Source organism: Mesorhizobium salmacidum (SeqCode) (genome assembly GCF_037179605.1).
In the GTDB taxonomy this organism is placed as follows: domain Bacteria; phylum Pseudomonadota; class Alphaproteobacteria; order Rhizobiales; family Rhizobiaceae; genus Mesorhizobium; species Mesorhizobium salmacidum.
Genome location: NZ_JAPYKS010000012.1, coordinates 171,038 through 196,986, shown reverse-complemented (window position 1 = coordinate 196,986; position 25,949 = coordinate 171,038). Strand labels below are relative to the sequence as shown.

At 63.0% G+C, this 25,949-nt stretch carries 22 protein-coding genes; 16 read left to right on the top strand and 6 right to left on the bottom strand.

All coding sequences use genetic code 11. The annotated features are described in order from the left end of the window. Positions 1 to 1,628: VCBS domain-containing protein (locus O7A60_RS18095; RefSeq protein WP_337107388.1), on the bottom strand; the 1,628-nt coding region annotated here is incomplete at its 3' end. A 605-nt stretch (positions 1,629 to 2,233) separates the two neighbouring features. Next, on the bottom strand, positions 2,234 to 3,136 hold the full coding sequence (locus tag O7A60_RS18090; RefSeq protein WP_027146123.1) for a GNAT family N-acetyltransferase: 903 nt from the start codon (positions 3,134 to 3,136) through the stop codon (positions 2,234 to 2,236). Positions 3,137 to 3,357: 221 nt separating this feature from the next. On the opposite strand from O7A60_RS18090, the gene argE reads away from it, so the two are divergent. From argE to O7A60_RS18060, 6 genes are all read left to right on the top strand, one after another. Beyond that, positions 3,358 to 4,482 carry an acetylornithine deacetylase gene (gene argE, locus O7A60_RS18085; RefSeq protein ID WP_337107387.1) on the top strand — a complete coding sequence of 375 codons (1,125 nt, stop codon included), beginning with the start codon at positions 3,358 to 3,360 and terminating at the stop codon, positions 4,480 to 4,482. A gap of 13 nt (positions 4,483 to 4,495) precedes the next feature. After that, entirely contained in the window at positions 4,496 to 5,419 is a 924-nt protein-coding gene (locus tag O7A60_RS18080) for a 2-hydroxyacid dehydrogenase (RefSeq protein WP_337107386.1), read from the top strand. A 23-nt stretch (positions 5,420 to 5,442) separates the two neighbouring features. Continuing rightward, positions 5,443 to 5,790, top strand: a complete 348-nt coding sequence (locus O7A60_RS18075) for a cupin domain-containing protein (RefSeq protein ID WP_027146126.1) — start codon at positions 5,443 to 5,445, stop codon at positions 5,788 to 5,790. A 146-nt stretch (positions 5,791 to 5,936) separates the two neighbouring features. After that, a complete protein-coding gene (locus O7A60_RS18070; protein WP_337107385.1) occupies positions 5,937 to 7,400 on the top strand; it encodes an aldehyde dehydrogenase family protein in 1,464 nt (487 codons plus the stop codon). 10 nt (positions 7,401 to 7,410) lie between these two features. Next, positions 7,411 to 8,454: a tartrate dehydrogenase gene (locus O7A60_RS18065; RefSeq protein WP_337107384.1), complete on the top strand. Its 1,044-nt coding sequence runs from the start codon at positions 7,411 to 7,413 to the stop codon at positions 8,452 to 8,454. A gap of 16 nt (positions 8,455 to 8,470) precedes the next feature. Then, positions 8,471 to 9,928 (top strand): NAD-dependent succinate-semialdehyde dehydrogenase, encoded by a 1,458-nt coding sequence (locus O7A60_RS18060; protein ID WP_337107383.1) that lies wholly within the window; start codon positions 8,471 to 8,473, stop codon positions 9,926 to 9,928. 27 nt (positions 9,929 to 9,955) lie between these two features. Here the strand turns inward: O7A60_RS18060 and O7A60_RS18055 are convergent, their stop codons facing one another. Beyond that, complete coding sequence (locus O7A60_RS18055) at positions 9,956 to 11,230, bottom strand: NAD(P)/FAD-dependent oxidoreductase (RefSeq protein WP_337107382.1); 1,275 nt, start codon at positions 11,228 to 11,230, stop codon at positions 9,956 to 9,958. A gap of 16 nt (positions 11,231 to 11,246) precedes the next feature. Beyond that, the gene (locus O7A60_RS18050; protein WP_027146131.1) at positions 11,247 to 11,915 is read right to left on the bottom strand and encodes a haloacid dehalogenase type II; all 669 of its coding nucleotides are present in this window, start codon (positions 11,913 to 11,915) and stop codon (positions 11,247 to 11,249) included. Here O7A60_RS18050 and O7A60_RS18045 point away from each other — a divergent pair. The 8 genes from O7A60_RS18045 to O7A60_RS18010 all read left to right on the top strand — a co-directional run bounded on the left by O7A60_RS18045 (position 11,914) and on the right by O7A60_RS18010 (position 20,745). After that, positions 11,914 to 12,054 (top strand): hypothetical protein, encoded by a 141-nt coding sequence (locus O7A60_RS18045; protein ID WP_198028847.1) that lies wholly within the window; start codon positions 11,914 to 11,916, stop codon positions 12,052 to 12,054. The two genes, O7A60_RS18050 and O7A60_RS18045, sit on opposite strands and share 2 nt — an antisense overlap. A gap of 179 nt (positions 12,055 to 12,233) precedes the next feature. Next, positions 12,234 to 13,073, top strand: a complete 840-nt coding sequence (locus tag O7A60_RS18040) for a GNAT family N-acetyltransferase (RefSeq protein ID WP_337107381.1) — start codon at positions 12,234 to 12,236, stop codon at positions 13,071 to 13,073. A gap of 125 nt (positions 13,074 to 13,198) precedes the next feature. Then, on the top strand, positions 13,199 to 14,572 hold the full coding sequence (locus tag O7A60_RS18035; RefSeq protein WP_337107380.1) for an aspartate aminotransferase family protein: 1,374 nt from the start codon (positions 13,199 to 13,201) through the stop codon (positions 14,570 to 14,572). Positions 14,573 to 14,838: 266 nt separating this feature from the next. Beyond that, the gene (locus O7A60_RS18030; RefSeq protein ID WP_415926832.1) at positions 14,839 to 15,531 is read left to right on the top strand and encodes an HAD-IA family hydrolase; all 693 of its coding nucleotides are present in this window, start codon (positions 14,839 to 14,841) and stop codon (positions 15,529 to 15,531) included. A gap of 66 nt (positions 15,532 to 15,597) precedes the next feature. Continuing rightward, positions 15,598 to 17,208 (top strand): ABC transporter substrate-binding protein, encoded by a 1,611-nt coding sequence (locus O7A60_RS18025; RefSeq protein WP_337107378.1) that lies wholly within the window; start codon positions 15,598 to 15,600, stop codon positions 17,206 to 17,208. Positions 17,209 to 17,294: 86 nt separating this feature from the next. Further along, a complete protein-coding gene (locus O7A60_RS18020) occupies positions 17,295 to 18,245 on the top strand; it encodes an ABC transporter permease (RefSeq protein ID WP_337107377.1) in 951 nt (316 codons plus the stop codon). Further along, positions 18,242 to 19,093: an ABC transporter permease gene (locus tag O7A60_RS18015; RefSeq protein WP_337107376.1), complete on the top strand. Its 852-nt coding sequence runs from the start codon at positions 18,242 to 18,244 to the stop codon at positions 19,091 to 19,093. Before O7A60_RS18020 ends, O7A60_RS18015 begins: the two co-directional genes overlap by 4 nt. Next, positions 19,090 to 20,745 (top strand): ABC transporter ATP-binding protein, encoded by a 1,656-nt coding sequence (locus O7A60_RS18010; RefSeq protein WP_337107375.1) that lies wholly within the window; start codon positions 19,090 to 19,092, stop codon positions 20,743 to 20,745. The genes O7A60_RS18015 and O7A60_RS18010 overlap by 4 nt, the downstream gene beginning before the upstream one ends. A gap of 63 nt (positions 20,746 to 20,808) precedes the next feature. Here the strand turns inward: O7A60_RS18010 and O7A60_RS18005 are convergent, their stop codons facing one another. Further along, positions 20,809 to 22,857: an NADH:flavin oxidoreductase gene (locus O7A60_RS18005; protein ID WP_337107374.1), complete on the bottom strand. Its 2,049-nt coding sequence runs from the start codon at positions 22,855 to 22,857 to the stop codon at positions 20,809 to 20,811. A gap of 93 nt (positions 22,858 to 22,950) precedes the next feature. Between O7A60_RS18005 and O7A60_RS18000 the strand changes: the two genes are divergently transcribed. Then, complete coding sequence (locus O7A60_RS18000) at positions 22,951 to 23,892, top strand: LysR substrate-binding domain-containing protein (RefSeq protein WP_337107373.1); 942 nt, start codon at positions 22,951 to 22,953, stop codon at positions 23,890 to 23,892. A 21-nt stretch (positions 23,893 to 23,913) separates the two neighbouring features. On the opposite strand, the gene O7A60_RS17995 is transcribed toward O7A60_RS18000, so the two are convergent. Next, the gene (locus O7A60_RS17995; RefSeq protein ID WP_320212843.1) at positions 23,914 to 24,390 is read right to left on the bottom strand and encodes an Lrp/AsnC family transcriptional regulator; all 477 of its coding nucleotides are present in this window, start codon (positions 24,388 to 24,390) and stop codon (positions 23,914 to 23,916) included. A gap of 222 nt (positions 24,391 to 24,612) precedes the next feature. On the opposite strand from O7A60_RS17995, the gene O7A60_RS17990 reads away from it, so the two are divergent. Then, positions 24,613 to 25,938 carry an NAD(P)/FAD-dependent oxidoreductase gene (locus O7A60_RS17990; RefSeq protein ID WP_337107372.1) on the top strand — a complete coding sequence of 442 codons (1,326 nt, stop codon included), beginning with the start codon at positions 24,613 to 24,615 and terminating at the stop codon, positions 25,936 to 25,938. Positions 25,939 to 25,949 lie beyond the last annotated feature (11 nt).

The following is a 25,949-nucleotide window of genomic DNA, read 5'->3' as shown; positions in this document are numbered from 1 at the left end:
CCGGAGCTCGAGATGTCGGTGGCCGAGTTGGTCTCGGTCAGGTTGCGCACATCGGCCGACAGCACGGCGGCATCGTTGACCCCGGTGACGGTGATGGTCAGCGAGGCGGTCGAGGTGGCGCCATGCTCGTCGGTGACGGTGTAGCTGGCCACGACATCGGTGGTGGCGCCCGCCGCCAGGTGCTGGTAGGCGGCATTGCCGGCGTCGAGGCTGTAGCTGCCGTTGGGATTGAGGGTGAGGCCGGCGACCGGCGCGTCCAGGGCATAGGTGAGCACGGCACCGTCATCGACATCGCTGTCGTTGCCGGCGACGCTGCCGGTGATGGTGGTGTCCTCGAAGCCGGAATTGACATCGGCGGCCGCGACCGGGGCATCGTTGGTGCCGTGAATGGTGATCGTTACCGTCTGCGTATCTGTGCCGGTGTGGCCGTCGTCGGCCTTGATCGTGTAGGTGAGCGTCAGAGTCTCGCCTTGGGCAAGGAAGTCGAAGGCCTGCGATGCCGAGTTGAACGACCAATTCAGGTTGTGGGTGTCCGTCGGATCGGCGGCAAGCGAGGCCGGCGAAACCGTCAGCATGCCGAGCACGGCGGCGCTGTTCAGACCGCCCGTGGTGCCTGCGAGCGATACTGATGTCACGCTTGGGGTCAACGTGTCGGAGAGATCGGCGTCGGTCACCGTCAGGGTGCCGCTCTTCATCAGGGCTGCATTGGTCTCGGTCAGCGAGGCTGTAGCGCTATCGCCAGCGCCAATGATAATATCCGGCGCGTCATTGGTGCCGTTGATGGTAATCGTCACCGTCTGCGTATCGGTGCCGCCGTGGCCGTCATCGGCCTTGATCGTATAGGTGAGCGTCAGCGTCTCGCCGATAGCCAGGAAATCGAAGGCCTGCGGTGCCGAGTTGAAGGTCCAGCCCAGATTGTTGGTTTCGCCCGGATTGGCCGTCAGCGAGGCCGGCGAAACCGTCAGCATGCCGAGTACGGCGGCGCTGTTTAGCCCGCCCGTGGTGCCTGCGAGCGACACCGAGGCCACACTTGCGGTGACCGTGTCGGAGACATCGGCATCGTTCACCGTCAGGGTGCCGCTCTTCATCAGGGCGGCATTGGTCTCGGTCAGCGAGGCGGCAGCACTGTCGGTCGTCACCAGATGGATATCGGGTTTGTCATTGGTGCCGGTGAACTGAACGGAGGCCGTGGCCCAGCTCAGCGTACCATTGCCGAGCTGAATGGCGTAGGTCACTTTGTCAACAAGAACCTGACCGGCCGAAAGTGCCTGCAACAGGCCATCGATATTCGTTGTGTCGTAGTGGATGGTGCCATCGCTGGCTATCCATATCTTGGCACCCAAGAGGCTTGTGTCGGTTGTTCCGACGGCTCCCGCACTATCGGTGGAATATGTCACGTCACGCGTGAGCAGATCTGCTGGGGCATATATCTTCGTCGCGGTCGTCGGACTGTCGGCGTTGTCGATGGAGTAGAGCTGTTTGGCTGCGCCACCCAGATCATTCGCCAAAACATTCAGGACAAGGACGCCAGTTGCATCTTCCGAATAGAGGAAGGTGTCGTCCTTTGCCTGCGGTGTATTGGAGAACGATGTCGTGGTGCCGCCGGCACCGGTGACCTGAGTAGCCATTTTTCAACCCCCTGTTTTTCTGTGACAGACGCCCCTACGCCTGTTTGTTGCTAGTCCTGTTCGACCACGCTCTGTCCGAGCATCGATTCCAAAGAGCGGTACACAACTGGGTTGGAAGTGAAGTGCCGTGCATCATCAGCGAGCCTGCCGGGCAAGAAGAGCCGGCTGGAGCTTGCGGATGATGATCGCTTGATGGCGGCTGCGACGACGTTGGTCGCTTCGCTACGTCTCCCTACCCAATTGCATCGTCTAAACGTCGGTTTCCGATCAAAAGATTTTAGACGATGCTTATATTAGGAGATTATTAACCCTATCAGGCTGGACACGTCAACGTCGCAGTTGCAAAACAGTTAATAGTTAAATGTTGAAGCAAAGCCCCGGCCGCGGAAGTAGCCTTCCCTCAACCAATCGATCACGCATGGGGCGGCTATGTCGATTGTAGCCTGACGCGGTGCCGGTGGTATCCGGATCGATGCGGGAGGGCCTTATCCGGCTTCCTTACGCGGCGCCGGGCTGAACGCGGTCCTGTTCGAGGTGAAATGCCCGCCCTGGACACCTTTTCCCGGTTAGCGATGGTGCGGAGCCCGCCCGCATCCTCGGCTGACCTATCCGAGAGTTTGACTGGCCAGAGCATAAGTTACCGGTGTAGCTGCACCGTCGGCCGCAAAATCGGCGAGGCGTTTGCCCATCGACATGGTCAGTACCGTGTCGAAGACCGGCATTCCGCTGTGCGCCAGAAAGGCGGCGAATTCGCCGCTTCCCATATGCGTGTCCACCCGGAGGAAACTGCCCGAATGATCGGCGATGTGCGGCCGGACCACTGCGATGGCATCGGTATCTCGCTCCGCTAGGACCGGACCGATGACATGGCCGCGGCCGAAGGGCCGGCAGAGAGCGAAGGCCTTGAGCGCGCCCTCGCCGAAGAGCCCGTAGCCAACAGATTGTTCGAACAGCTTTTCGACTAGTGCCGCTCTATGCACTCCGAAACCGACCGCATCGAGCGCGATGATCGCCGGCAAGTGCTCGGCCACCAGCCGACGCACCTCGCCACACTCCCTGTCTATTCCAGCCGCCGTGGCGGCGCGGGCGATCCCATGGCAGTGATAGACGGTCTTCTCCGGCTTGAAGTCGAGCGAAAGGTAGAGCCGCTTTGCCGCCCGGGTCGCATTGAGGCGCAAGTCGCGCCCGACCACGTTGTCGAAGACCCGCTTCATCAGCCACTGGCCGGCTCCCAGCGTCTGCAGCCGCGGCGAGGTGATGACCATGCCCACGGTCGCGAAATCGTCGCCATGCGGGAACCACATGGCCGAGCCGAGCACCCGGCCGATCTCGTCGAGCGCAACGAACCCCCGTCCCGATTCGCGCAGGAATTGCCAGTCCTCGGCGCGATGCGGCCATCCCACGGATAGAGAGTGCGCGTGCAACCGGTCGAGTTCGACGCCTTCGATGTCGCCGATACGCATCGAGAAGGCATCGATTTTCAAGCTTCCGGACGGCTTCAATTCCATGCCTCTGAAAGACCGCGTAACGAGTGACACACAGGCCGCCCATGCTCCTGCCAACGCTAAAACAAACCATCGATACGATTTGCTAGAAAGCCGCGCACCAACGCAAGATTCAACTGAAACACTTCCGCTTTCGGCACGCAATCGCGAAAGAAGGCGCACATCCTTGAGGGTACTGCCCGGCGAACCCGGAATGCTGAACCCCAAATGCCTTGAGGGCTGGAATGGACGTCTTTGACATCCTTGACCGTCTCGTCGCCTTTCCGTCGGTGGCCGGCAAGCCGAACGGGGACATCGCCGGTTGGATCGAGGCCTATCTCGCGGAAAGGGGAGCGAAGGTAACCCTACTTCCAGGGCCGGAGGGTAACCGCTCCAATCTTTTTGCAACGATCGGCCCCGCCGATGTGCCGGGCTACATCCTGTCCGGCCACATGGACGTCGTTCCCGCTGGCGAGCCGCAGTGGAGTTCATCCCCTTTCGTGCTGCGTCCGGACGGCGAACGCCTCTACGGACGCGGCACCACGGATATGAAGGGCTTTCTTGCCGCTTCACTGGCGGTGGTGCCTGCGTTGGCGCGGCTGCGCCTTGCCAGGCCGATCCACCTCGCCTTCTCCTACGACGAGGAGATTGGGTGCCGCGGCGTGCCGCATCTCATCGTCCGGCTTCCCGACCTTTGCGCAAAGCCGCTCGGCGTCATCGTCGGCGAGCCGAGCGGCATGCGCGCCGTGCGCGGCCACAAGGGCAAGGCGGCCGCCCGCGTGACCATCAAGGGACGTGCAGGCCATTCCTCACGGCCGGACGTCGGGCTCAACGCCATCCATGCGATGTCCGAAGTGCTCGCCGCTGCCGTGAGTGAGGCCGAGCGGCTGACGCATGGTCCTTTCGACCCTGCCTTCGAGCCAGCCTATTCTTCGCTGCAGGCCGGCGTGATCGCGGGCGGACAGTCGGTCAACATCATCCCCGACAGCTGCACGCTGGACCTCGAGGCGCGTGCCATACCCGGTGTCGACCCTGCCAGCCTGCTCGCGTCGGTCAAGGCGCGGGCTGAGGCCCTTGCAGCCGGAGGCTTTCGGATAGAATGGGCGACAATGAGCGCCTATCCGGCGCTATCGCTGCCGCAAGACGCGAGCCTGGCGGCACTGCTGGGCGAGTTGACCGGCGAAGCGCCGCTTGCCGCAGTCAGCTACGGCACGGAGGCCGGGCTCTACCAGGCCGCCGGGTTGGATGCCATCATCTGCGGCCCTGGTGATATCGGCCGCGCCCACAAGCCGGACGAATATATTCTCGCGAGCGAACTCACGGCTTGCCAGCGGATGATCGAAGCGCTGGGCGCGCGTTGCGCGGCTTGAAGGGGAACCCGGAATGACATTCCTGTTCAATTCCGATGCGCGGCGTGGGGCGGTCTTCGCCGATGCCTTCGCCAAAGAACTCCCGGACGTCCCCTTCACTATGGATGCCGCAACGGTCGATCCCGACGCCGTGCGCTATTTCATTACCTGGACCGCACCAGAAGACCTCGCACGCTACAGGAACCTGGAGATCCTGTTTTCCATTGGCGCCGGCGTGGACCAGTTCCGCATCGATAGAGTGCCTGAACAGGTGAAGATCGTGCGTACGATCGAGGAAGGCATCGTGCGCATGATGCAGGAGTATGTGACGCTGGCCGTCCTCGCCCTGCATCGCAACCTCCCCGGATATCTGGCGCAGCAGCGCGCCGGCGAATGGCGCGACATCCCACAGCTGCAGGCCGCGTCGCGTCGGATCGGCGTGCTCGGCCTCGGGCAGCTCGGCCAGGCCGTCGTCGACCGGCTGAAACCGTTCGGGTTTCCGCTCGCCGGCTGGAGCCGCTCGCCGCGGCAAATCGAAGGGGTGACCTGCCATGACGGCGAGATCGGGCTGGAGAGAATGCTCACGGCCAGCGACATATTGATCTGCCTGCTGCCGCTGACCGAGGACACCCGCAGCTTCCTCGATGCCGACCTGTTCGCGAAACTGCCCCAAGGCGCGGCGCTCATTCACACGGGTCGGGGGCCGCAGCTCGACCACGAAGCGCTCGTCGCCGCGCTCGACAGCAACCACCTCTCCGCAGCGATGATTGATGTGACCGATCCCGAACCGCTGCCCACGGGCCATCCGTTCTGGTCGCATCCGAAGATCATCCTCACCCCGCATGTCGCCAGCGTCACCCAGCCCGCGACCGCCGCACGGGCCGTCATCGACAATATCTGTCGCCACCGCTCCGGTCTCCAGCCGATCGGGCTTGTCGACCGGTCGCGCGGTTATTGAAGTCCAACCAGAAAGGCCATCCTTTGTCCCTGCTCAAGACCGTCGATACCGACCCAAGCTTTTCGCCGCGCGAATCCAAGGCATTGCGTGAGCGGCTGATTGCCGGCGACCCTGCCTTCAAGACCTGGGCGCAGGACGTCACCAGGGACATCCATACAGGTGTCTGGGAAGCGACCCCAGGCGAGACGCGCTCAATCAAGGGCGAGACATTCGAGTTCTGCCACATCCTCTCCGGCGTGATCGAAATCACGCCCGATGCCGGCGTGACGATGACCTACCGCGCCGGCGACAGCTTCGTGATGAAGCCTGGCTTCACCGGTATTTGGAAAACGATCGAAACGGTGCGCAAGATCTACGTGACCGTGGGATGACAGGATCCGAGCGAGGTGCTGGCCCGCGGAAGATTTTGCCGTCCCCCTCACTCAGCACACAACATTCGTCGGTGGCGGAACGCCGAACAGCGCATGCTGCGTGCCGGCACGCGCTAGGCTCCTGCCGATCCGTAGAGTGGTTGTCGATGAGCCTGAGCTTCGATCCCGATACAATCCCCCTTCCCGTCGGCCATTTCATCGGCGGGGAGTTGATTCCGGCTGAGGGCGGAATCGGGATGCGCCGCCCGTCGGACGGCAAATCATATGTTGCCTGTCCCGTGGCCGGCATAGACATGGTCGATCGTGCGGTGGAGAGCGCCAAGGCCGCGCTGAAGGCCAGCAACTGGGGCGGCGTCCGGCCACGCGAGCGCACCAAGGCACTCCAGGCCTGGGCCGATCTGATCGAAGCGGAAGCGGCAACGCTGGCCAGGATCGAGGCGCTGTCCTCGACGCGGCCCGTCGGCCAGCTTGTCGCGGGCGACATCGCCATTACCGCCGAGCAGATCCGTTTCTTTGCCGAATTCGCCGACAAGGAAGGCGGCGATTTGGCGCCGACCGACGACGGCAGTCTCGGCATGATCATGGGCGAGCCCTATGGCGTGGTCGGCGCGATCACGCCCTGGAATTTTCCGATCTCGATGGCTGGATGGAAGCTCGGTCCGGCATTGGCCGCGGGCAACGCGGTCGTGCTGAAGCCGTCGGAAATGACGCCCTTTTCGGCAGTCTATATGGCGCAACTCGCCGTTAGAGCTGGCCTGCCCGCAGGGCTCATAAACGTCGTGCTGGGAGATGGTCCGACGACCGGCACGGCGCTGACTGGCCATCCCGAGATCGCCAAGGTCTCCTTCACCGGCTCGACCCGCGCCGGATCGGCCATCATGGAGAATGTCGCCCGCACCGGCATCAAGCCGATGACGCTGGAACTCGGTGGCAAGAGCCCGCAGATCGTCTTTGCCGATGCCGATCTGGACAAGGCGGCGACGGCCATCGCCGGCAGCGTCACCTTCAACGCGGGCCAGGCCTGCGTGGCCGGCACGCGCCTTATCGTCGAGAAAAGCGTCGCCGAAAGACTGACGGCCGCTATCCTGGGAAAGATGAAGGCGGTGCGGCCCGGCCCGACCTGGGACGCGACGACACAGTACTCCCCCATCATCTCCGAAGGGCAGCGGGCGCGTATCGATGGCATCGTGCGGGCCGCGGTTGAGGCAGGCGGCGAATGCCTGACTGGCGGCCATGCCATGGATCACGCCGGCTATTTCTACGAGCCGACGCTGATTACAGGTGTCGACCAGTCCAATCCTGCAATTGTCGAGGAAATCTTCGGCCCGGTCCTGACGGTGCAGACCTTCGAGACCGAGGAGGAGGCGCTGGCGCTGTCCAGCCATTCGACCTACGGGCTGGCTTCCGGCCTGTTCACCTCCGACCTGTCCCGCACCATCCGCTTCGCGCGCAAGCTTGAGGCGGGCACCGTCTGGGTCAACCGTTACAGCCGCTCGCGCGACCATATCCTGCCGACCGGCGGCTACAAGCGTTCCGGCATCGGCAAGGACCTCGGCCGCGAGGCCTATCTCGCCAACCGCAGGACCAAGAGCGTCCTGATCAGCCTGTAAAGAGATGCCTATGAAGTCCTATTCGATCGCCCTGATCCCCGGTGACGGCATCGGCCGCGACGTGACCGGGGCCGCCTGGTCTGTGCTGGAGACGGCGGCTAGATACTCCGGCTTTGCCCTGGCCGGAACCGAATTCCCCTGGTCCTGCAAGTTCTACAAGGAAACCGGCCGGATGATGCCGGACGACGGCATCGAAACCTTGCGTGGCTTCGACGCCATCCTTCTCGGCGCGGTCGGCTGGCCGGCGGAGGTGCCAGATTCCGTCTCGCTCCACGGCCTGTTGCTGCCGATTCGGAAGGCATTCGTGCAATACGCCAACATCCGGCCGCACCGCCTGCTGCCGGGTGTGACGGGGCCGCTGCGGGCCGAGAGTTTCGACATATTGTGCATTCGCGAGAACACGGAAGGCGAGTATTCGGGCGCCGGCGGGCGTGTGCATCAAGGCACTCTGGACGAGGTCGCCGTGGAGACCTCGATCTTCACCCGCGCCGGCGTCGAGCGCATTCTGCGCTTCGGCTTCGAGCAGGCGCGGACACGGCGCGGCAAGCTGGCTTCCGTCACCAAGTCCAATGCGCAGAAATACTCGATGGTGTTCTGGGACGAGATCACGCGAAAGCTGGCTGCGGAGTACTCTGACGTCGTTGTGACCAGCTATCATGTCGACGCGCTGGCCGCGCGCATGATCATGGCGCCGGAGAGCCTCGACGTGGTCGTCGCCTCCAACCTGTTCGGCGACATCCTCACCGACATCGGCGCGGCGATCCAGGGCGGGCTCGGCTACGCCGCCTCCGCCAACATCAACCCCGACCGCTCGGGGCCGTCCATGTTCGAGCCGGTGCACGGCTCCGCACCCGACATCGCGCATCTGGGCATCGCCAACCCGATCGCCACCATATGGTCCGGTGCGATGATGCTCGAACATCTCGGCGAAACGGCTGCGGCCGGCCGCGTCATGAAGGCGGTCGAAGCGACAACCGCGCGCGGCATTGGAACCACCCCCGGGAAGGACAGGACGGAAGCCATCACAGCGGCCGTCATCGCGGCACTCACCTGATTGCAAGGCATTTTCGATGAAAAACCTGAAGGACAAAACTCTCTTTCGCGAAGCCGGTCTGATCGGCGGTAGATGGGTCACTGCCGGCTCCGGCAAAACGGTCGATGTGCTCGACCCAGCGACCCAGTCGGCGATCGGAACGGTACCCGACATGGCCGGTACGGAGACCCGTGCGGCGATAGAGGCCGCCGCTTCCGCCTATGGAGATTGGAGGAAGAAGACCAACGCCGAACGCGCGGCGCTCCTGGAAGCATGGCATGGCCTGATGCTGGCGCATCTTGACGATCTGGCGCTGATCCTGACGACGGAACAAGGCAAGCCCCTGGACGAGGCCAAGGGCGAGATCCGCTACGGCGCATCCTTCGTCAAATGGTTTGCCGAGGAAGCGCGCCGCATCAACGGCCACACCATCCCCTCGCCCACATCAGACCGCCGCATCATCGTCCTGAAGGAACCGGTAGGCGTTTGCGGCATCATCACGCCATGGAACTTTCCCAACGCGATGATCACCCGCAAGGTCGCGCCGGCGCTGGCCGCCGGCTGCACGGTGGTCATCAAGCCATCCGAGTTCACGCCCTATTCGGCGCTGGCGCTCGGCGTGCTCGCCGAACGGGCGGGCATACCCGCCGGCGTCATCAACATCGTCACCGGCATGCCGGCCGAGATCGGCAACGAGATCATGGCGAACGAGACGGTGCGCAAGATATCCTTCACCGGCTCGACGCGGGTTGGTTCGCTGCTGATGCGCGGCGCGGCCGACAGCGTGAAGCGCTTGAGTCTCGAACTCGGTGGCAACGCACCCTTCATCGTTTTCGACGATGCCGACCTCGACCTTGCCATCGAGGGCGCGCTCGTCTCGAAATTCCGCAATGGCGGCCAGACCTGCGTCTGCGCCAACCGCATCCTTGTGCAAGCCCGAGTCTACGAAACCTTCGCCGCGAAGCTCACCGCCCGTGTCAACGCCATGACGGTGGGCCCCGGCACGCAGCCCGGCGTCGCGATCGGGCCGATGATCAACATGGCGGCGGTCGAGAAGATCAACCGCCACGTCGAGGACGCGCTCGCCAAAGGTGCCGAGATCATCACGCAGAAGCCGGCTTTGCCGGAGGGCCTGCAATATGTCGCGCCGCTAGTGCTGACCGGCGCCACGAACGAGATGCAGCTTGCCGACGAGGAGACATTCGGCCCGGTCGCACCGCTTTTCCGCTTCGAAACGGAAGAAGAAGCGATCGCTCTCGCCAACGGCACGCCTTACGGGCTTGCCTCTTACTTCTACACTGAAAATTTGAAACGCGCCTGGCGCGTCGGCGAAGCGCTGGAGTTCGGCATGGTTGGCCTCAACACCGGCTCGGTCTCGATGGAGGTGGCGCCTTTCGGCGGTGTCAAACAGTCCGGTCTTGGGCGCGAGGGGGCGCAGGCCGGCATCGAGGAATACCTCGAGATGAAGAGTTTTCACATGGGCGGGCTCAGCTGAGGCTGAAGCTAGGCTTAGCCGAAAGGGTCACTGAAACCGGTCGAGCGCCTTGTAGTAGAGTCCGACCATCGGCAGGAACCAGGGCTTGCCGGAATAGCCGGGGATGGCAGGCCACTCGAGCCCTTTCAGCGGATTGCGGTCGTCGCGGCCGAGCATGGCATCGGCCAGGACCATGCCGAGATGGGTGGAAAGCTGCGCGCCGTGGCCGGAATAGCCCATCGCGTACCAGACTCCATCGTGATAGCCGGCGCGTGGGAACCGGTCCTTGGTCATGTCGACCAGCCCGCCCCAGCAATAGTCGATCTCGACCCTGGCGAGCTCCGGGAAGATCGTGGCCAGGCTTGCCTGCAATATCTGGCCGCTCCTGGCGTCGGAGCGCTGGTCCGATGTGGCCGAGAAGCGTGCGCGGCCGCCGAAGATCAGGCGATTGTCGGGCGAAAGCCGGAAGTAGTTGCCGATGTTCATCGAGGTCACGCAAGTGCGGTTGCCCGGCATGATCGCGGCGGTCTCCGTGTCGCTCAACGGCCGCGTGGCGATAATGAAGCTGCCGACGGAGATGATCCTGCGGCGGAAATAGCCGAAATTAGGCGTGGTATAGGCGCCGGTCGCCACCAGCACGTTGTCGGCGCTGATGCGGCCACGCGACGTGGTCAACTCATGCTTTTTTCCCACCTGCTTGCGATCCGTTACCGCCGCGTTCTCATGGATAATTGCGCCGTGACGGGCAGCCGCCGTGGCCAGCCCGGCCACATAGCGGCCCATATGCATCATGGCGCTCTTCTTCGACAGCATCGCGCCATGGAAAGGCGAACCGATCTCGGATTTCAGATCATCTACCGACAGTAGCGCCGTGTCCGGATCCACCTCGGCATGGAGGGCTTCGAAGTTGCGGGCGATCGCTTCGAAATGCTGCGGCTTGGAGGCGAGCTTGAGCTTGCCGGCACGGCGGAAACTGCAGTCGATGCCTTCCTCGGCTACCAGCGCCTCGATCGTGTCGACGGAGTCGTCCAGCGCCCGGTAGAGCGCGATCGCGCGCTCCTTGCCGAGCTCCGCCTTGGCCGAGAGGTAGCTATGGGCAAGCCCGTTGTTCAGATGCCCGCCATTGCGCCCGGATGCCCCCCAGCCCACGCGCTCCGCTTCCAGCACCGCCACCTTGGCGCCGGCCCTCGCCAATTGGCGCGCCGCGGCGAGACCGGTGAAGCCGCCGCCGATGATGGCGGCATCGTAGTGCCCCTCGACCGGGCCTTGCGCCGCGCCGGAAAATACGGGGGCTGTGTCGTGCCAGTAGGAGACCAGCTTCATCGGCAATCCGCCTGTTTTAGAGACCAACCACGCCTGGAAGGCCCGAAATGTCCGATATCTCGACATAGCCGTAATAGGGGTTGGCCGGTTCGTGACCGCGGTTGACCCAGACCTTGTTCTTGATGCCGAGATCGTGCGCCGACATCAGGTCGTAGCGGAACGAGGACGAGCAGTGAAGAATGTCCTCCGGGCCGCAGTCCAGCCTATCGAACATGTATTCGAAGGCCTTGAAGCGGGGCTTGTAGGCCTGCGCCTGCTCGGCCGTATAGACAGCATGGAAGGGCGCGCCGAGCTTTTCAACATTGGACATGATCTGCGCGTTCATGGCGTTGGAGAGGATAACCAGCGGAATTTCCTTGGCGACCTTTGCCAGGCCCGCCGGAACATCTGCATGCGGTCCCCAGGTCGGGACACGCTCATAGACCATTTTGGCATCGTCGGGATTGAAGACAACACCATTGCGCTTGCAGGCGCGCTCGAGCGCATTGTGGACGACGTCAGCATAGGGCTTCCAGTCGCCCAGGATCTCGTCGAGCCGATATGCCGCGAAATTCTTGATGAACTCCTGCATGCGCGGCTCGTCGAGCCGACTGCCATAGAGGTCGCGCGCCGCTTCCGCCATCTGGAAGAAGGTCAACGTGCCATAGCAGTCGAAGGTGATGTATTTGGGCCTGAAAGAAGCCATGTCCGTCGATCTCCAGTGGAAGCACTTCCGCGTTGGGATGTATTTCATCATAGGCCGGCGGGCGGCGAGCCACCTGACCGAAATAGCCTTCCCGAAAGCAGAAAGTTTCGTATCCGCCTGCTGGTTTGGCACGCTGTAGCATCCCGACGGTCAATGAGCCCGCCTTCCTTGACCTGAAACGCATCCGCCACGGGCGGCGCCAGCACAAGATGCGGCGCACCGCTCGCGCTACGGCGAATGATACCGCCGAAGCCAGCGCCTTCAGACGATCTGCGGCGCGCCGATGGTCGAGACTTACGGCAGACGGAAGGATGCCTCATGCAGCAGGAAGAGATCGAACTCCGAGCGTTCGGGCCGGACCATATCGAGGGCGCCGTCGCGCTTTCGCGCCAAGAGAATTGGCCGCATCGTCCGCAGGACTGGCAGATGGCGTTGCAACTCTCCAACGGCGCGGTCGCGCTCGACGACCACGGCCAGGTCACCGGGACCATCCTGGTCACGCCCTATGGCGATGATTGCGCCATGATCAACATGGTGATTGTCGACAGGAATGTGCGAGGCAAGGGGCTGGGACGCCGGCTGATGGAAAAGGCCTTCGCCCTTGCCAAAGACCGTCCATTGCGGCTTGTCGCGACGCGGGACGGCATGCCTCTCTATGAGAAACTGGGCTTTGTGCCCTCCGGCACGGTCCTGCAGCATCAGGGCCAGGTCGCGGAGCTTGATGCGCCTGCCGGGATGGAGGCCGCGGCCATTGTCGACCTGCCAGAAATCAAGGCGATGGACCGCGACGCCTATGGCGCGGACCGTGAAGCTCTGATCGATGCGCTTGCCGAGCGCGGGGAATTCGCCGTCGTCCGCCGCAACGGCGCCATCGAGGCCTATGCGGCGATCCGCCCGTTCGGAGGCGGCGAGGTGATCGGCCCCGTGATCGCCGGGAGTATCGAGGACGCCAAGGGCCTGATCAGCTTTTTCGCCGCGTCGCGCCCCGGTGTCTTCCTGCGCGTGGATACCGACAGCAGGACCGGCATCGCCGACTGGCTCACGGAAATCGGCCTCGCTCATGTCGGCGGTGGCGTGACCATGGACCGTCCGTCCAGGCCGGACGCGGCACGGGCACGGCCAAAAGTTTACGCACTCGCCAACCAGGCACTCGGCTAGAGCCGGATGATTTCGGATCGAGTCGATCCGAAGTCTGAATCCGGCTCTAAATCAAGGGATAGAGCATGATGTCGTCCGAAAACCGCTTCACACTTTTCGGCATCATGCTCTAGCCGGAGGTATCAATGCTCGCCAATTCCCTGATCGAACTCGACCGCGCCCATCTTATTCATCCGGTTTCGTCATATCGCGGCCACGAGGCGCTTGGCGTGCGTGTGCTGAAATCGGCAAAGGGTGCGACCGTGACCGATGCGTCCGGCAAGCAGCTCGTCGACGGTTTCGCAGGATTGTGGTGTGTCAACGCAGGCTACGGTCATGACAGCATCGTCGAGGCGGCGGCACGGCAGATGCGCGAACTTCCCTACGCCACCGCCTATTTCGATCTCGGCTCGGAACCGGCCATCCGCCTCGCCTCAGAACTGGCCGAGCGTGCGCCCGGGGATCTCAATCACGTCTATTTCACGCTCGGCGGATCGGACGCGGTCGACAGCACGATCCGTTTCGTCCGCTACTACTGGAACGCCAAGGGCGAGCCGCAGCGCGACCAGTTCATTTCGATCGAGCAGGGCTATCACGGATCGTCGGTGGTCGGCGCCGGTCTGACCGCGCTGCCTGCTTTTCACGCCGGCTTCGGCATCCCCTTCGAATGGCAGCATAAGATCCCGTCCCCCTATCCCTATCGAAATCCAGTCGGCGAAGACGGAAACGCGATCATCGCAGCCTCGCTCGCCGCGCTGAAGATCAAGATCGAGGAAATTGGGCCGGAGTGCGTCGCTGCCTTCTATGCCGAGCCGATCCAAGGCTCGGGCGGTGTCATCGTTCCCCCGAAAGGCTGGATGAAGGCGATCCGCGAGCTTTGCAGGGAATACGGCATCCTGTTCGTCGCTGACGAGGTGATCACCGGATTCGGCCGCACGGGACCACTGTTCGCCTGCACTGAGGAGGACATCGTTCCCGATTTCATGACGACGGCGAAGGGCCTGACCTCGGGCTATGTTCCGATGGGCGCGGTGTTCATGGCCGATCATGTCTACGACGTGATCGCCGACGGCGCGGGCGCTTCGGCGGTCGGCCACGGCTACACCTACTCCGCCCATCCGGTCAGCGCCGCCGTCGCGCTTGAGGTGTTGAGGCTCTATGAAAATGGGCTTTTGGAGAACGGCATCAGGGCCGGCGCACGCCTGATGGCGGGATTGAACAGCCTGAGCGACCATCCGCTCGTGGGCGAGGTGCGGGGCCGCGGCATGCTTGCGGCGGTCGAACTGGTGACCGACAAGCAGAAGAAAACACCGCTTCCCGCGTCGGCCATGCCGGCGCGGCGGGTCTTCGACAGGGCGTGGGACAATGGCCTCATCATCCGTGCCTTCGCGCAAGGGGTCCTCGGCTATGCGCCGCCGCTCTGCTGTACCGACAGCGATATCGATGCGATCATCGAGCGCACGCGCCGAACTCTTGACCAGACGCTGGACGATCCAGACGTCCGCCAGGCCATGGCATGACGAGCGACGAATTTTTCGCATCTCGAAATATCGCCGGGGCAGACGATTTCGCAATTTTGTGCCGCGCACTTGCGCCTTTTCGGCGAATCCAGCGCGGGGGAAGTGCCAGACTGCAGTTAAGACAAGGCCAGAAAGCCCGATTTCCGGGCCTTCGGAAACAGCCGACGCCCCGGGCAGCACGGAATTTTGTTCTGTTCAGCACATGCAATTCGGCAGCGCGCAGAGGAGAGCCAGTCTTGGCCAGGGGCTTTAGCGAATTCAAATACATGACCTTCGATGTGGTCGGCACGCTGATCGACTTCGAAGGCGGCATAACGACCTGCCTGGCTGGCATTGCCGCCGAGGCCGGCGTCTCGATCGACGGCGAAGAGGCTCTCGCCCTCTATCGGCAGGCCCGTTACATGCCTGGGGTGGGGTTGTTCCCGGACGACCTCGTGCGCGTCTACATGATCATCGCGCCGCGGCTCGGCCTGCCGACCGAAGAGAAATACGGTATTCGCCTGCGGGATTCGGCCAGTGTCTGGAAAGGCTTCCCCGACAGCGCGACGGCATTGGCGAACCTTGCGAAGTCGCACAAGCTGATTGCCATGACCAATGCACGGCGCTGGGCGTTCGACCATTTCGAGAAGCAGCTCGGATCGCCCTTCTTCGCCACCTTCACCGCCGACGACACAGGCACCGAGAAACCGGACCCGGCCTTCTTCCAGAAAGTTTTCGATTTCGTGGCGTCCCGCGGCGACAGCAAGGACGACATCCTGCATGTCGCGCAAAGCCAGCACCACGACATCGGCATATCCCGGGCGCTTGGCATGACCAATTGCTGGATCGAGCGCCGGCACGCCCAGAAGGGCTATGGCGGCACGATCGAGCCCGAACGCTTCACCAAGCCGGACTACCACTTCACCTCGATGGCCAGCTTGGCGGCGGCCGTGCGGGAAAGCCTGAAGGAACGAACCTGAGCCAAGCCGGAAAGCTCGCAGCAAGACGGGCATCCGGACCGAGAAACCAACAGAAAGGGGAATGACATGACCGACAAGATCACCAACTGGACCAGCGCAGACGATGCCATGGTCGAATGCGCCATTCGGCGGGGCGCGAACCGCCGCGAACTCCTCAAGATGCTGTTGGCCGGCGGCGCCGCTGTTGCCGCGGGCGGCGTGGTGCTCGGCCGAGCGACCCAAGCCGTCGCCGCCACGCCCGTTTCCGGCGGAAATTTAAAGGCGGCCGGCTGGTCGTCCTCGACCGCCGACACGCTCGACCCGGCAAAGGCGTCGCTCTCCACCGACTATGTCCGCTGCTGCTCGCTTTATAACCGCCTGACCTTCCTCGACAAGGAGGGCAAGACGCAGATGGAGTTGGCCGAGAGTTTCGACAGCAAGGACGCCAAGACCTGGACCGTGAAGCTGCGCAAGGGCGTCACCTTCCACGACGGCAAGGACCTCACCGCCGAAGACGTCATCTTCTCGCTGAAGCGCCATCTCGACAAGGCGGTCGGCTCCAAGGTCGCCAAGATCGCAGCGCAGATGACCGGCTTCAAGGCGGTCGACAAATCGACCGTCGAAATCACCCTCGCCGATCCGAATGCCGACCTTCCGACCATCCTGGCATTGCATCACTTTATGATCGTGGCGGATGGCACCACCGATTTTTCCAAGGGCAACGGCACGGGCGCCTTCGTTCTCCAGACGTTCGAACCGGGCGTGCGATCGGTCGTCACCAAGAACAAAAACTACTGGAAGTCGGGCAAGCCCTATTTGGATTCGTTCGAATTCATTGCCATCAGCGACGACAGTGCCCGCGTCAATGCGCTCTTGTCAGGGGACATCAATTTCGCGGCCTCGATCAATCCGCGCGCCATGAAGCTCATCGGGGGCCAGCCGGGCTTTGAACTCTCGAAGACGACTTCGGGCAACTACACGGATCTCAACATCCGCCTCGACACGGATCCGGGCAGCAAGGCCGACTTCGTGGCCGGCATGAAGTATCTCGTCAACCGCGAGCAGATCGTCAAATCGGCATTGCGCGGCCTCGGTGAAATCGGCAACGACCAGCCTGTCTCGCCGGCGAACATCTTCCACAACGCCGACCTCAAGCCGAAAGCTTTCGACCCGGACAAGGCGAAGTTCCACTTCCAGAAGGCGGGCCTGCTTGGCCAGTCCATCCCCGTGATCGCCTCCGACGCCGCGACCTCGTCGATCGACATGGCTGTCATCATCCAGGCCGCCGGCGCGGATATCGGCATGAAGCTCGACGTCCAGCGGGTCCCCTCCGACGGCTACTGGGACAATTACTGGCTGAAAGCGCCGATTCACTTCGGCAACATCAATCCGCGTCCGACGCCGGACATCCTGTTCTCGCTCCTCTACGCCTCGAACGCGCCCTGGAACGAAAGCCAGTACAAGTCCGAGAAGTTCGACAAGTTGCTTGTTGAGGCGCGTGGCTCGCTCGACCAGGCCAAGCGCAAGGAAATCTACAACCAGATGCAGGTCATGGTCTCCGAGGAGGCCGGCACCATCATCCCGGCCTACATTTCCAACGTCGATGCCCTTTCCAGCAAAGTGAAGGGTTTGGAAGCGAACCCGCTTGGTGGCATGATGGGCTACGCAATGGCCGAACACCTCTGGCTCGAAGCCTGAGAGGGTCCTGCCAGGGACCGGACAGCCGGTCCCTGGCACCTATTGCGCAACATGGCTTGGCCGAACGCAACCGCAGGAGCGCTTCCATGACGTCTGGGGTTCTAAACCTCGTGTTGAAGCGGCTGGCGATCGCCGTCGTCACCCTTCTGATCGTCCTGTTCGCAGTTTTCTTCGCCACCAGCATGCTGCCTGGCGACACCGCGTCGATCCTGCTCGGTCAGGCGGCGACCCCGGAGGCGGTCGCTGGCCTGCGCGAAGCCATGCATCTCAACGATCCGGCGATCCTGCGCTTCCTGCGCTGGCTTTTCGGCCTGCTCCACGGCGACCTCGGCACTTCCTATGCCAACGAAATGCCGGTCGCGAAGCTGATCGGCGGGCGCTTCGTCAACACAATGGAGCTCGCCGGCATCACCACGCTGCTCTCGGTGCCGCTGGCGCTGACGCTCGGCATCACCGCTGCGATGCTGCGGGGTTCCATCTACGACCGCACCGTCACCATCCTTTCGATCGGCATCATCTCCGTGCCGGAGTTCATGGTCGCGACGCTGGCTGTGCTGCTCTTTGCCGTCTATCTCAAATGGCTGCCGGCGCTGTCTTCGGTCAACGAGGCGCATTCGCTGACCGACCTCGTGCGGATCTACGCCATGCCCGTGATTACGCTCACCTTCGTCATCTCCGCCCAGATGATCCGCATGACCCGCGCCGCGGTGATCGAAACGCTCTCCACGCCCTATGTGGAGATGGCGCTTCTCAAAGGCGCGTCGCGCAGCCGCATGGTGCTGAAGCACGCGCTTCCCAATGCGCTTGGGCCGATCGTCAATGCGGTCGCGCTGTCGCTGTCCTATCTAGTCGGCGGCGTCATCATCGTCGAGACGATCTTCAACTATCCCGGCATCGCCAAGCTGATGGTGGACGCGGTCGCGACCCGCGACCTGCCGCTGATCCAGAGCTGCGCAATGATCTTCTGCCTCGGTTATCTCCTGCTCATCACCGCCGCCGACATCGTCGCCATCATGTCCAACCCGAGGCTCAGATGATGGGCGCACGCGTGGCAGCCTCCCGCCGGTCCTTCCTCGGCCACAGCTACAATCTCGTGGGCGTCGTCGCTGCGCTGGTCATCCTGGCGTGGACGCTGATCGCCATCTTCGCGCCCATCATCATCCCCCATTCGATCGGCGACATCGTCGACGACGACTATTTCGGCCCGATGCGCCAGGGGCTGTGGCTCGGCTCGGACTATCTGGGGCGCGACATGCTCTCGCGGGTGTTGATGGGCGCGCGCTATACCGTCGGCATATCGCTCGCCGCTGTCGTCATCGCCTGCTTTTCCGGTGTCGTGCTCGGCATGATCGCGGCCGTCACCGGCGGCTGGCTCGACACCTGCCTCAGCCGCTTCCTGGACGCCATGAACTCGATCCCCAGCAAGCTGTTCGGTCTTGTGGTCGTTGCAGCGGTCGGCTCATCGATCCCGGTGCTGATCCTGACGCTCGCCGTCATCTACACCCCGGGCGCATACCGCTTCGCGCGGGCGCTCGCCGTCAACATCAACACCATGGACTTCATGACCGTCGCCCGTGTCCGTGGCGAAAGTACCATCTATCTCACCGGGTCCGAGATCCTGCCCAACATCATCCGCCCGGTGCTGGCCGATTTTGGCCTGCGCTTCGTCTTCATCGTGCTGTTGCTCTCCGGCCTGTCCTTCCTCGGGCTTGGGCTGCAGCCGCCACTCGCCGACTGGGGCGCGCTGGTGCGCGAGAACATCGGCGGCCTGCCTTTCGCCGCGCCCGCCGTCATCGTGCCCTCGTTGGCGATCGCCAGCCTCACCATCAGCGTCAACCTGCTGATCGACAATTTGCCGAAGAAGATCAGGGACAGGGACGCATGACCAATCTCGTCGAGGTCAGGAACCTGAGGATCGAGGCAACGACCGATGCCGGGCGGATTGTCGAAATCATCAAGGGCGTCAGCCTCGATATAGCCGACGGCGAGATCGTCGCCCTCATCGGTGAGAGCGGCTCCGGCAAGACGACAGTGGCGCTCTCGCTCATGGGGCACGCACGGCCAGGCTGCCGGATCACCGGCGGCGAGATCAACGTCAACGGCAAGAACATGGCGACACTTTCCGAGAAGGAGCGTGCCAAACTACGCGGCACCGATATCGCCTATGTTCCGCAAAGTGCCGCCGCGTCCTTCAACCCCTCGTCCACGATCATGGAGCAGGTGATCGAGGTTACGCGGATCCACAAACTGATGCCTCCCGAGCAGGCTCGAAAGCGCGCGGTCAAGTTGTTCAAGGCCTTGTCGCTGCCGGATCCCAATGGGATCGGCGCCCGTTATCCGCATCAGGTTTCAGGCGGACAATTGCAGCGGCTGTCGGCGGCCATGGCGCTCATCGGTGATCCCAAGCTGGTCATCTTCGACGAGCCGACGACGGCACTCGACGTGACGACACAAATCGACGTGCTGAAGGCGTTCAAGTCGGTGATGCGGGCGGGTGGCATAGCGGGTGTCTACGTTTCGCACGACCTCGCGGTCGTCGCCCAGATCGCCGACCACATCGTCGTGCTCAAGGGGGGCGAAGTGCAGGAGACCGGCACCACGGCTCAAATTCTTTCGGCTGCCCAGCACCCCTACACGCGCGAACTGTTGGCCGCGTTCGAACCGAAGCGCCGGCAAGCGCAAGCGGACGCGGATGCGGTAACCAAACAGCTGCTGCGCATCGACAATTTGACGGCCGGCTATGGCGCGGTTCGGGACGACGGGCTGCCCCTTATCCGCGCCGTCAACTCCGTCAGCCTGGTCGTGGAGAAGGGGCGCAATCTCGGCATTATCGGCGAATCCGGCTGCGGAAAGTCGACGCTGGCGCGGGTGATCGCCGGCATCCATCCGGCGGCTGCCGGAGAGATCGTCTTCGACGGCAAGGAACTGCAGCGCGGGGCGGGCAAACGCACCCAGGACCAGCTGCGCGAGATGCAGATCGTGTTCCAGTACGCCGATACCGCGCTCAATCCGGCCAAGCCGGTGGAAGACATCATCGCCCGTCCGCTGGTCTTCTATCACGGGCTCGACAGGCAGACGCGGTCGAAGCGCGTCGACGAACTGCTCGACATGGTGCGCCTGCCCAAAACGCTGCGCTACCGCCATCCATCCGAACTCTCTGGCGGCCAGAAGCAGCGCGTGAACTTCGCGCGCGCGCTGGCGGCCGACCCCAAGCTGATCATCTGCGACGAAATCACCTCGGCACTCGACACGGTTGTGGCGGCCGCGGTGATCGAGCTTCTTAAGGAGCTGCAGCGCGAGTTGGGGCTCTCCTATATTTTCATCAGCCATGACCTCTCGGTCGTCGAGGCCATCTGCGACGAGATCATGGTCATGTACAATGGCGAGCGGGTGGAGCAGATCACCCCCGACAAGGTGAAGGCAGCCACCCATCCTTATTCCAAGCTTCTGTTCTCCTCAGTACCGAAGCTCGATCCCACCTGGCTCGATGGCCTTGTCCGTGATCCCGACCTCGTCAGCCAATACGGCCACCGCTGACCACTTCGGGAACAGACTGAGCAGCGGCATCGAGGCCAGCCAGCATGCCGGCTTTCACCCGCTCTACAATTGCGAGCAGAGCCGGTAGGCTTCATATATCGACGAGTAGATATCCCGGCTGGCAACGGCGTCTCCAATGCGGTGCAAGACGAACGATCCAGCAGCGTGGGGACCAGCCTTTGTCTTCGTTCCCGTCATGAGTGCGATGTCGGTGACGCCGTTGTTGACGGAGCGCGCACGCAATTCCTGGTAGGCATCTTCCATGGGCGCCGTGCCGCGCTCGACAATGAGTTGGCCTGCCGTCATTTCCGTTTCCGCGCCGGTGAGCTCATGCCGGAACCTGGCGGCGATCCCGTTGCCTTGGCCCGCCGCCTTGACCAGGCGCACGTCGCTGACGATCCGGATGCCGAGTTCCGAGGCAAGTTTGCGGAAACTCACCCTGTCCGGATAGGGTGTCTCGATCGCCAAGGTATCGTCCGCTATGGCCAGGCTGACCACGCGCCCCAGGCGGGCAAGATGCAGGGCGCAGGAAATGGCGGCCTGGCGTCCGGTCTCATCGTAGATGAGCACATCGTCCTTCGCCGGCGCGACGCCGGTCAAGACATCCCAGACGCTGTCGCAATGTTCGGCGCCCTCCAGCCATTCCATGTCCGGAACGCCGCCGGTGGCAACGATCACCGCGTCCGGCTTCTCGGCCAGAACGACCTCCGCGTCCGCATAGGTGTTGAGACGGACGTCCACGCCGAGGCGGGCAAGTTCATCGACGCGCCAGTCGACTATGCCGATGAGATTCTTGCGGTCGACGGCGGAGGCCGCAACGAGCACCTGCCCACCGAGCCGGGCTCCGGCTTCAAGCAGGCAGACTTTGTGCCCACGCTCGGCAGCGACCCTTGCCGCTTCCATCCCACCCGGACCCCCGCCGACCACGACTACACGTTTCTGCGTTTCGGTCCCGACGATGGTATGGCTGATGATCGTTTCATGGCCGCTGGCCGGATTGTGAACGCACTGCACCTTCTTATAGAGGCAGTAGGAAGCGCCGACGCACGGGCGAATGCGGTCCTCTTCTCCCCGCATCACCTTGTTGACGATATGCGGGTCGGCAATATGCGCCCGCGTCATGCCAACCAGGTCGACAAGGTTCTCGCGGATGGCATGCCTGGCCGTGGCTACATCCCTGATGGCGGCCGCATGGATGACAGGCAATCGGGTCTCTCGCTTGAACTGCCCAACCAGCGGCAGAAACGGCGCGCTGCGGGTGAACATGCCGGGCATGTTCTGCTCGGCCAGGGACAGATCGGTGTCCATGCGGCCAAAGATGCAATTGAAGAAATCGATATGGCCTTCCCGCTCGAACAACCGGGCGAAAGCGAGGCATTCCTCGAAATCCGACCCGTCATCGACCGCCTCGTCGATGACGAATCGAATGCCGACCGCGAAATCGTCGCCAACCGCCCGGCGAATCGCTTCGTGAACCATCAGGCCGAAGCGCGCGCGATTTTCGAGCGAGCCGCCAAAGCCGTCCATGCGTCTGTTGGTTCTGCGCGACAGGAATTGGCCGATGAGATGGCCGCCGGTGACGGTCTCGATGCCGTCCAGCCCGCCGTCACGGCAACGCTTGGCGGCGCTTGCGTAATCCCTGACGATCCTGTCGATGTCGGCGGCGTCCATCTCCTTCGGAAAATTCCGGTTTCGCGTCTCGCGAACGCGTGACGGCGCCACCGGCGGGAGCCAGTTCCCGGTATAGGCGGTGGCGCGCCTGCCAAGATGCGAGACCTGGCACATGACGGCCGCGCCATGGCGATGGATTCGCTGCGACAGAGACTGAAGATGGGGGACGATGCGATCGCTCGAAAGGTCCAACTGACCGCCGCCCCAGCTCGAGTCGGGCGAGGTCATCGCCGAGCCGCCCGCCATGGTCATCGCCAGGCCGCCGCGCGCTTTCTCCTCATGGTAGAGCTGGTAGCGCTCGAGCGGCAGGCCGCCCTCGTCCAGCATCGAGGCGTGGCTGGTGCTGACGACGCGGTTGCGCAGCGTCAGACCCTTGAGCCGGAACGGCTGAAGCAGAGGATCGCCGGATGTGCTGTCTGCTTGAGATGCCGCTACGTCCACGTCCTGCTCCGTGCCATTCCTGAGAGTTATAGTCTGCCCTTTACGGGACTTCAGAAAGCTTGAAAATTGTTGGGGTGGCTATACGCTGGACGTATGGCTGGTTTTGCAAAACTCGTTCCTTCCGCGCGCGGACTTCTCGTTTTCGAGGCTGCTGTCCGGCTGGGCAGCTTCACGGCCGCCGCGCGGGAGTTCAACGTCACTCAACCATCCGTCAGCCGCAGCATCGCCCAGCTCGAAGCCGATCTTGGCGCCGCTCTGTTCACCCGGGAGCCAACGGGATTGGCCCCTACCCTGGAAGGGCGCGCCCTTTATTCGGCTGTACGGGAAGGATTTGACGGCATCGAGGAGGCGATCCGCACAATCAAGCAGAACAGCGTCGCAAAGCCGCTGGTTACGCTTTCCCTTTCGAGTTCTCTGGCAACACACTGGTTTGTTCCCAGGTTAGGAGCGTTCAACAACAGATTTCCTGATGTGGACCTGAGGTTCGAATTGATCGCCGGCGTTCTACGAGGGCCTGCCGAGAATGTAGACCTTGCCACGAGAATCCTGACCGATGACGATACGCAGTATCACCGCTGGGCGTTTTCGCCGGAAATCATCGTTCCCGTATGCAGTCCATCCTATCTGTCGGCCCACGGTCGGTTGATACATGCCGGAACCGGGGACGGTCACGTCCTGCTTCATCTTACAGACGCCAAGGAGCAGTGGCTGGACGCCTGGGGCGGTGTAGCGGACCGCAAGACCAGCAAGGCGAGGTGGCTCGAGTTCTCGGACTACGCGGTCGTCCTTCAGGCAGCGATGAACGGGGAAGGCGTGGCGCTCGGCTGGCTCAGCAATGTCTCAAGGGCGCTGCTTCAGGGAACGCTTGTTCCGGCCTCGGACAGGCAGATCAAGACGGGCCGGATCCATCAGCTGATTGCACCGCGCTCAAGGCCGGTACGGCCTGTCGTCTCTGATATCCGCGCCTGGATGATCGCTGAGATGCAAGCCGAATTGAAAGCATTACACGCGATACTGCGGCCGGACATTTTGTAGCTGGCTGCCGGCGACCACTGACTACCTCGGGAACAGACTGGGCAGCGGCATGTGCGCCTTGACGATGGGAGACTTCAGCACCACGAAGCTGAAATACTTGTCGATGCCGATATCCATGTCGGTCAGCCGCTCCATGATCGTCTGGTATTCAGCGATGCCGGAGGTGACGAATTTCATCAGGTAGTCGTAGCCACCCGACACAAGGTGACATTCAATGACCTGCTCGATCTTGTCCACGACGGCGAGAAAACGAGCGAAGTCCACCTGGCGGTGGTTCTTCAAGGTGATTTCGGTGAAGACGGTCAATGTCTGGCCGAGCTTGCCAATATTGACCTGCGCGGAATAGCCCTCGATGTAGCCCTCCGATTGCAGCCTCTTGACCCGCATCAGGCATGGGCTCGGCGATAGATGCACCACTTCCGCCAATTCCACGTTGGTGATGCGGCCGTTCTTCTGCAGTTCGTGAAGAATCTTGATATCGATCCGATCGAGTTTCACGGTTGTCTCCGAGGAAGAGGGCCGCAGCACAAAATGCTGCCTTGCTGGTGACCATCGACACTACCACAGCCCGCTGGGCTGTCCATCCGAGCGGATGCCGCTTGAAACGCACGGACTTTCGATTTCAACACGACTGCCGGAATAAAATTCTGCTCCCGCCACAACTGCAGCAGCGGCTGCCTGCGCAACACGCTAGATTGGAGCTTCAAGGCAGAGGGAATCATGCGCGCGCCGCTGCAGCAAATCGAAACGTCTGGCGAAGTACCGCAATCCGCTGATGTGGTGGTGATCGGCGCAGGCATCGTAGGTGTCTTCGCGGCCTACTATCTGGGTCGGCGCGGTCTGAAGGTCGCGCTTGTCGAAAAGGGACGCATTGGCGCCGAGCAGTCCAGCAGAAACTGGGGATGGTGCCGCCAGCAGAACCGCGACGCCCGCGAGCTACCGATGGCAACCCGAAGCCTCGACCTGTGGGACAGCTTTGCGGCGGAGACCGGCGAAGACACCGGCTTTCGCCGCTGCGGGCTGCTTTATCTCAGCAATGACGAGGCGGAACTTGCAGGCTGGGCGTGTTGGCGTGATTTCGCCAGAACCGCCGGTGTTACCACGCACATGCTCGACAGCGCCGAGGCCACCGAGCGGGGCCGCGCCACCGGCCGGAGCTGGAGGGGCGGCGTCTTCTCGCCGACCGACGGCACTGCCGATCCGTCGCGAGCGGCGCCCGCGGTCGCCCGCGCCATCCTCAAGCTTGGCAGCACCATCCACCAGAATTGCGCGGCTCGCGGTATTGAGACCGAGGGCGGGCGACTGAGCGGCGTGATCACGGAATGTGGAACGATCCGGACCAAGGCCGCGGTCATGTCCGGTGGTGCATGGGCCTCCTCATTTTGCCACCAGTTCGGCTTCCGCTTCCCGCAGGCGTCGGTACGCTCGTCCATCCTGTCCCTCTCGCCCGGTGCGAAGGGCCTGCCGGATGCGCTGCACACCGCGAAGGTTTCGGCCACGCGCCGCGGCGATGGCGGCTATACGCTCGCCATAAGCGGGCGCGGACGCGTGGACGTGACGCCGCAGCAGCTGCGTTTCTCGTCGCAGTTCCTTCCCATGTTCCTGAAGCGCTGGCGAAGCCTCGGGCCTGGCGGGCTGCAAGGCATGCGTTCGGGCCACGAAACGCTGCAACGCTGGCAGCTCGACCAACAGACGCCGATGGAGCGGATGCGCATCCTCGATCCGGCTCCGGATCAGGGCACCATCCGGCTGACCTACGCCCGGGCGTTGGAGCTGCTGCCTGCATTTCGCCAGACCAGGGTCAGCGCGGCCTGGGCCGGCTACATCGACAGCACGCCGGACGGCGTGCCCGCCATCGGCGAGATCCATGGCGTTCCGGGTTTCTTCCTGGCGGCCGGATTTTCGGGGCATGGCTTCGGCATCGGGCCAGGCGCCGGACACCTCGTTGCCGATCTGGTGACCGGGGCAGAACCGCTCGTCGATACGACATCCTATGACCCGCACCGCTTCGACGTTTCGGTATGGGGCAAGGTCGCCGACTTCTAGAGCCGGCGGAG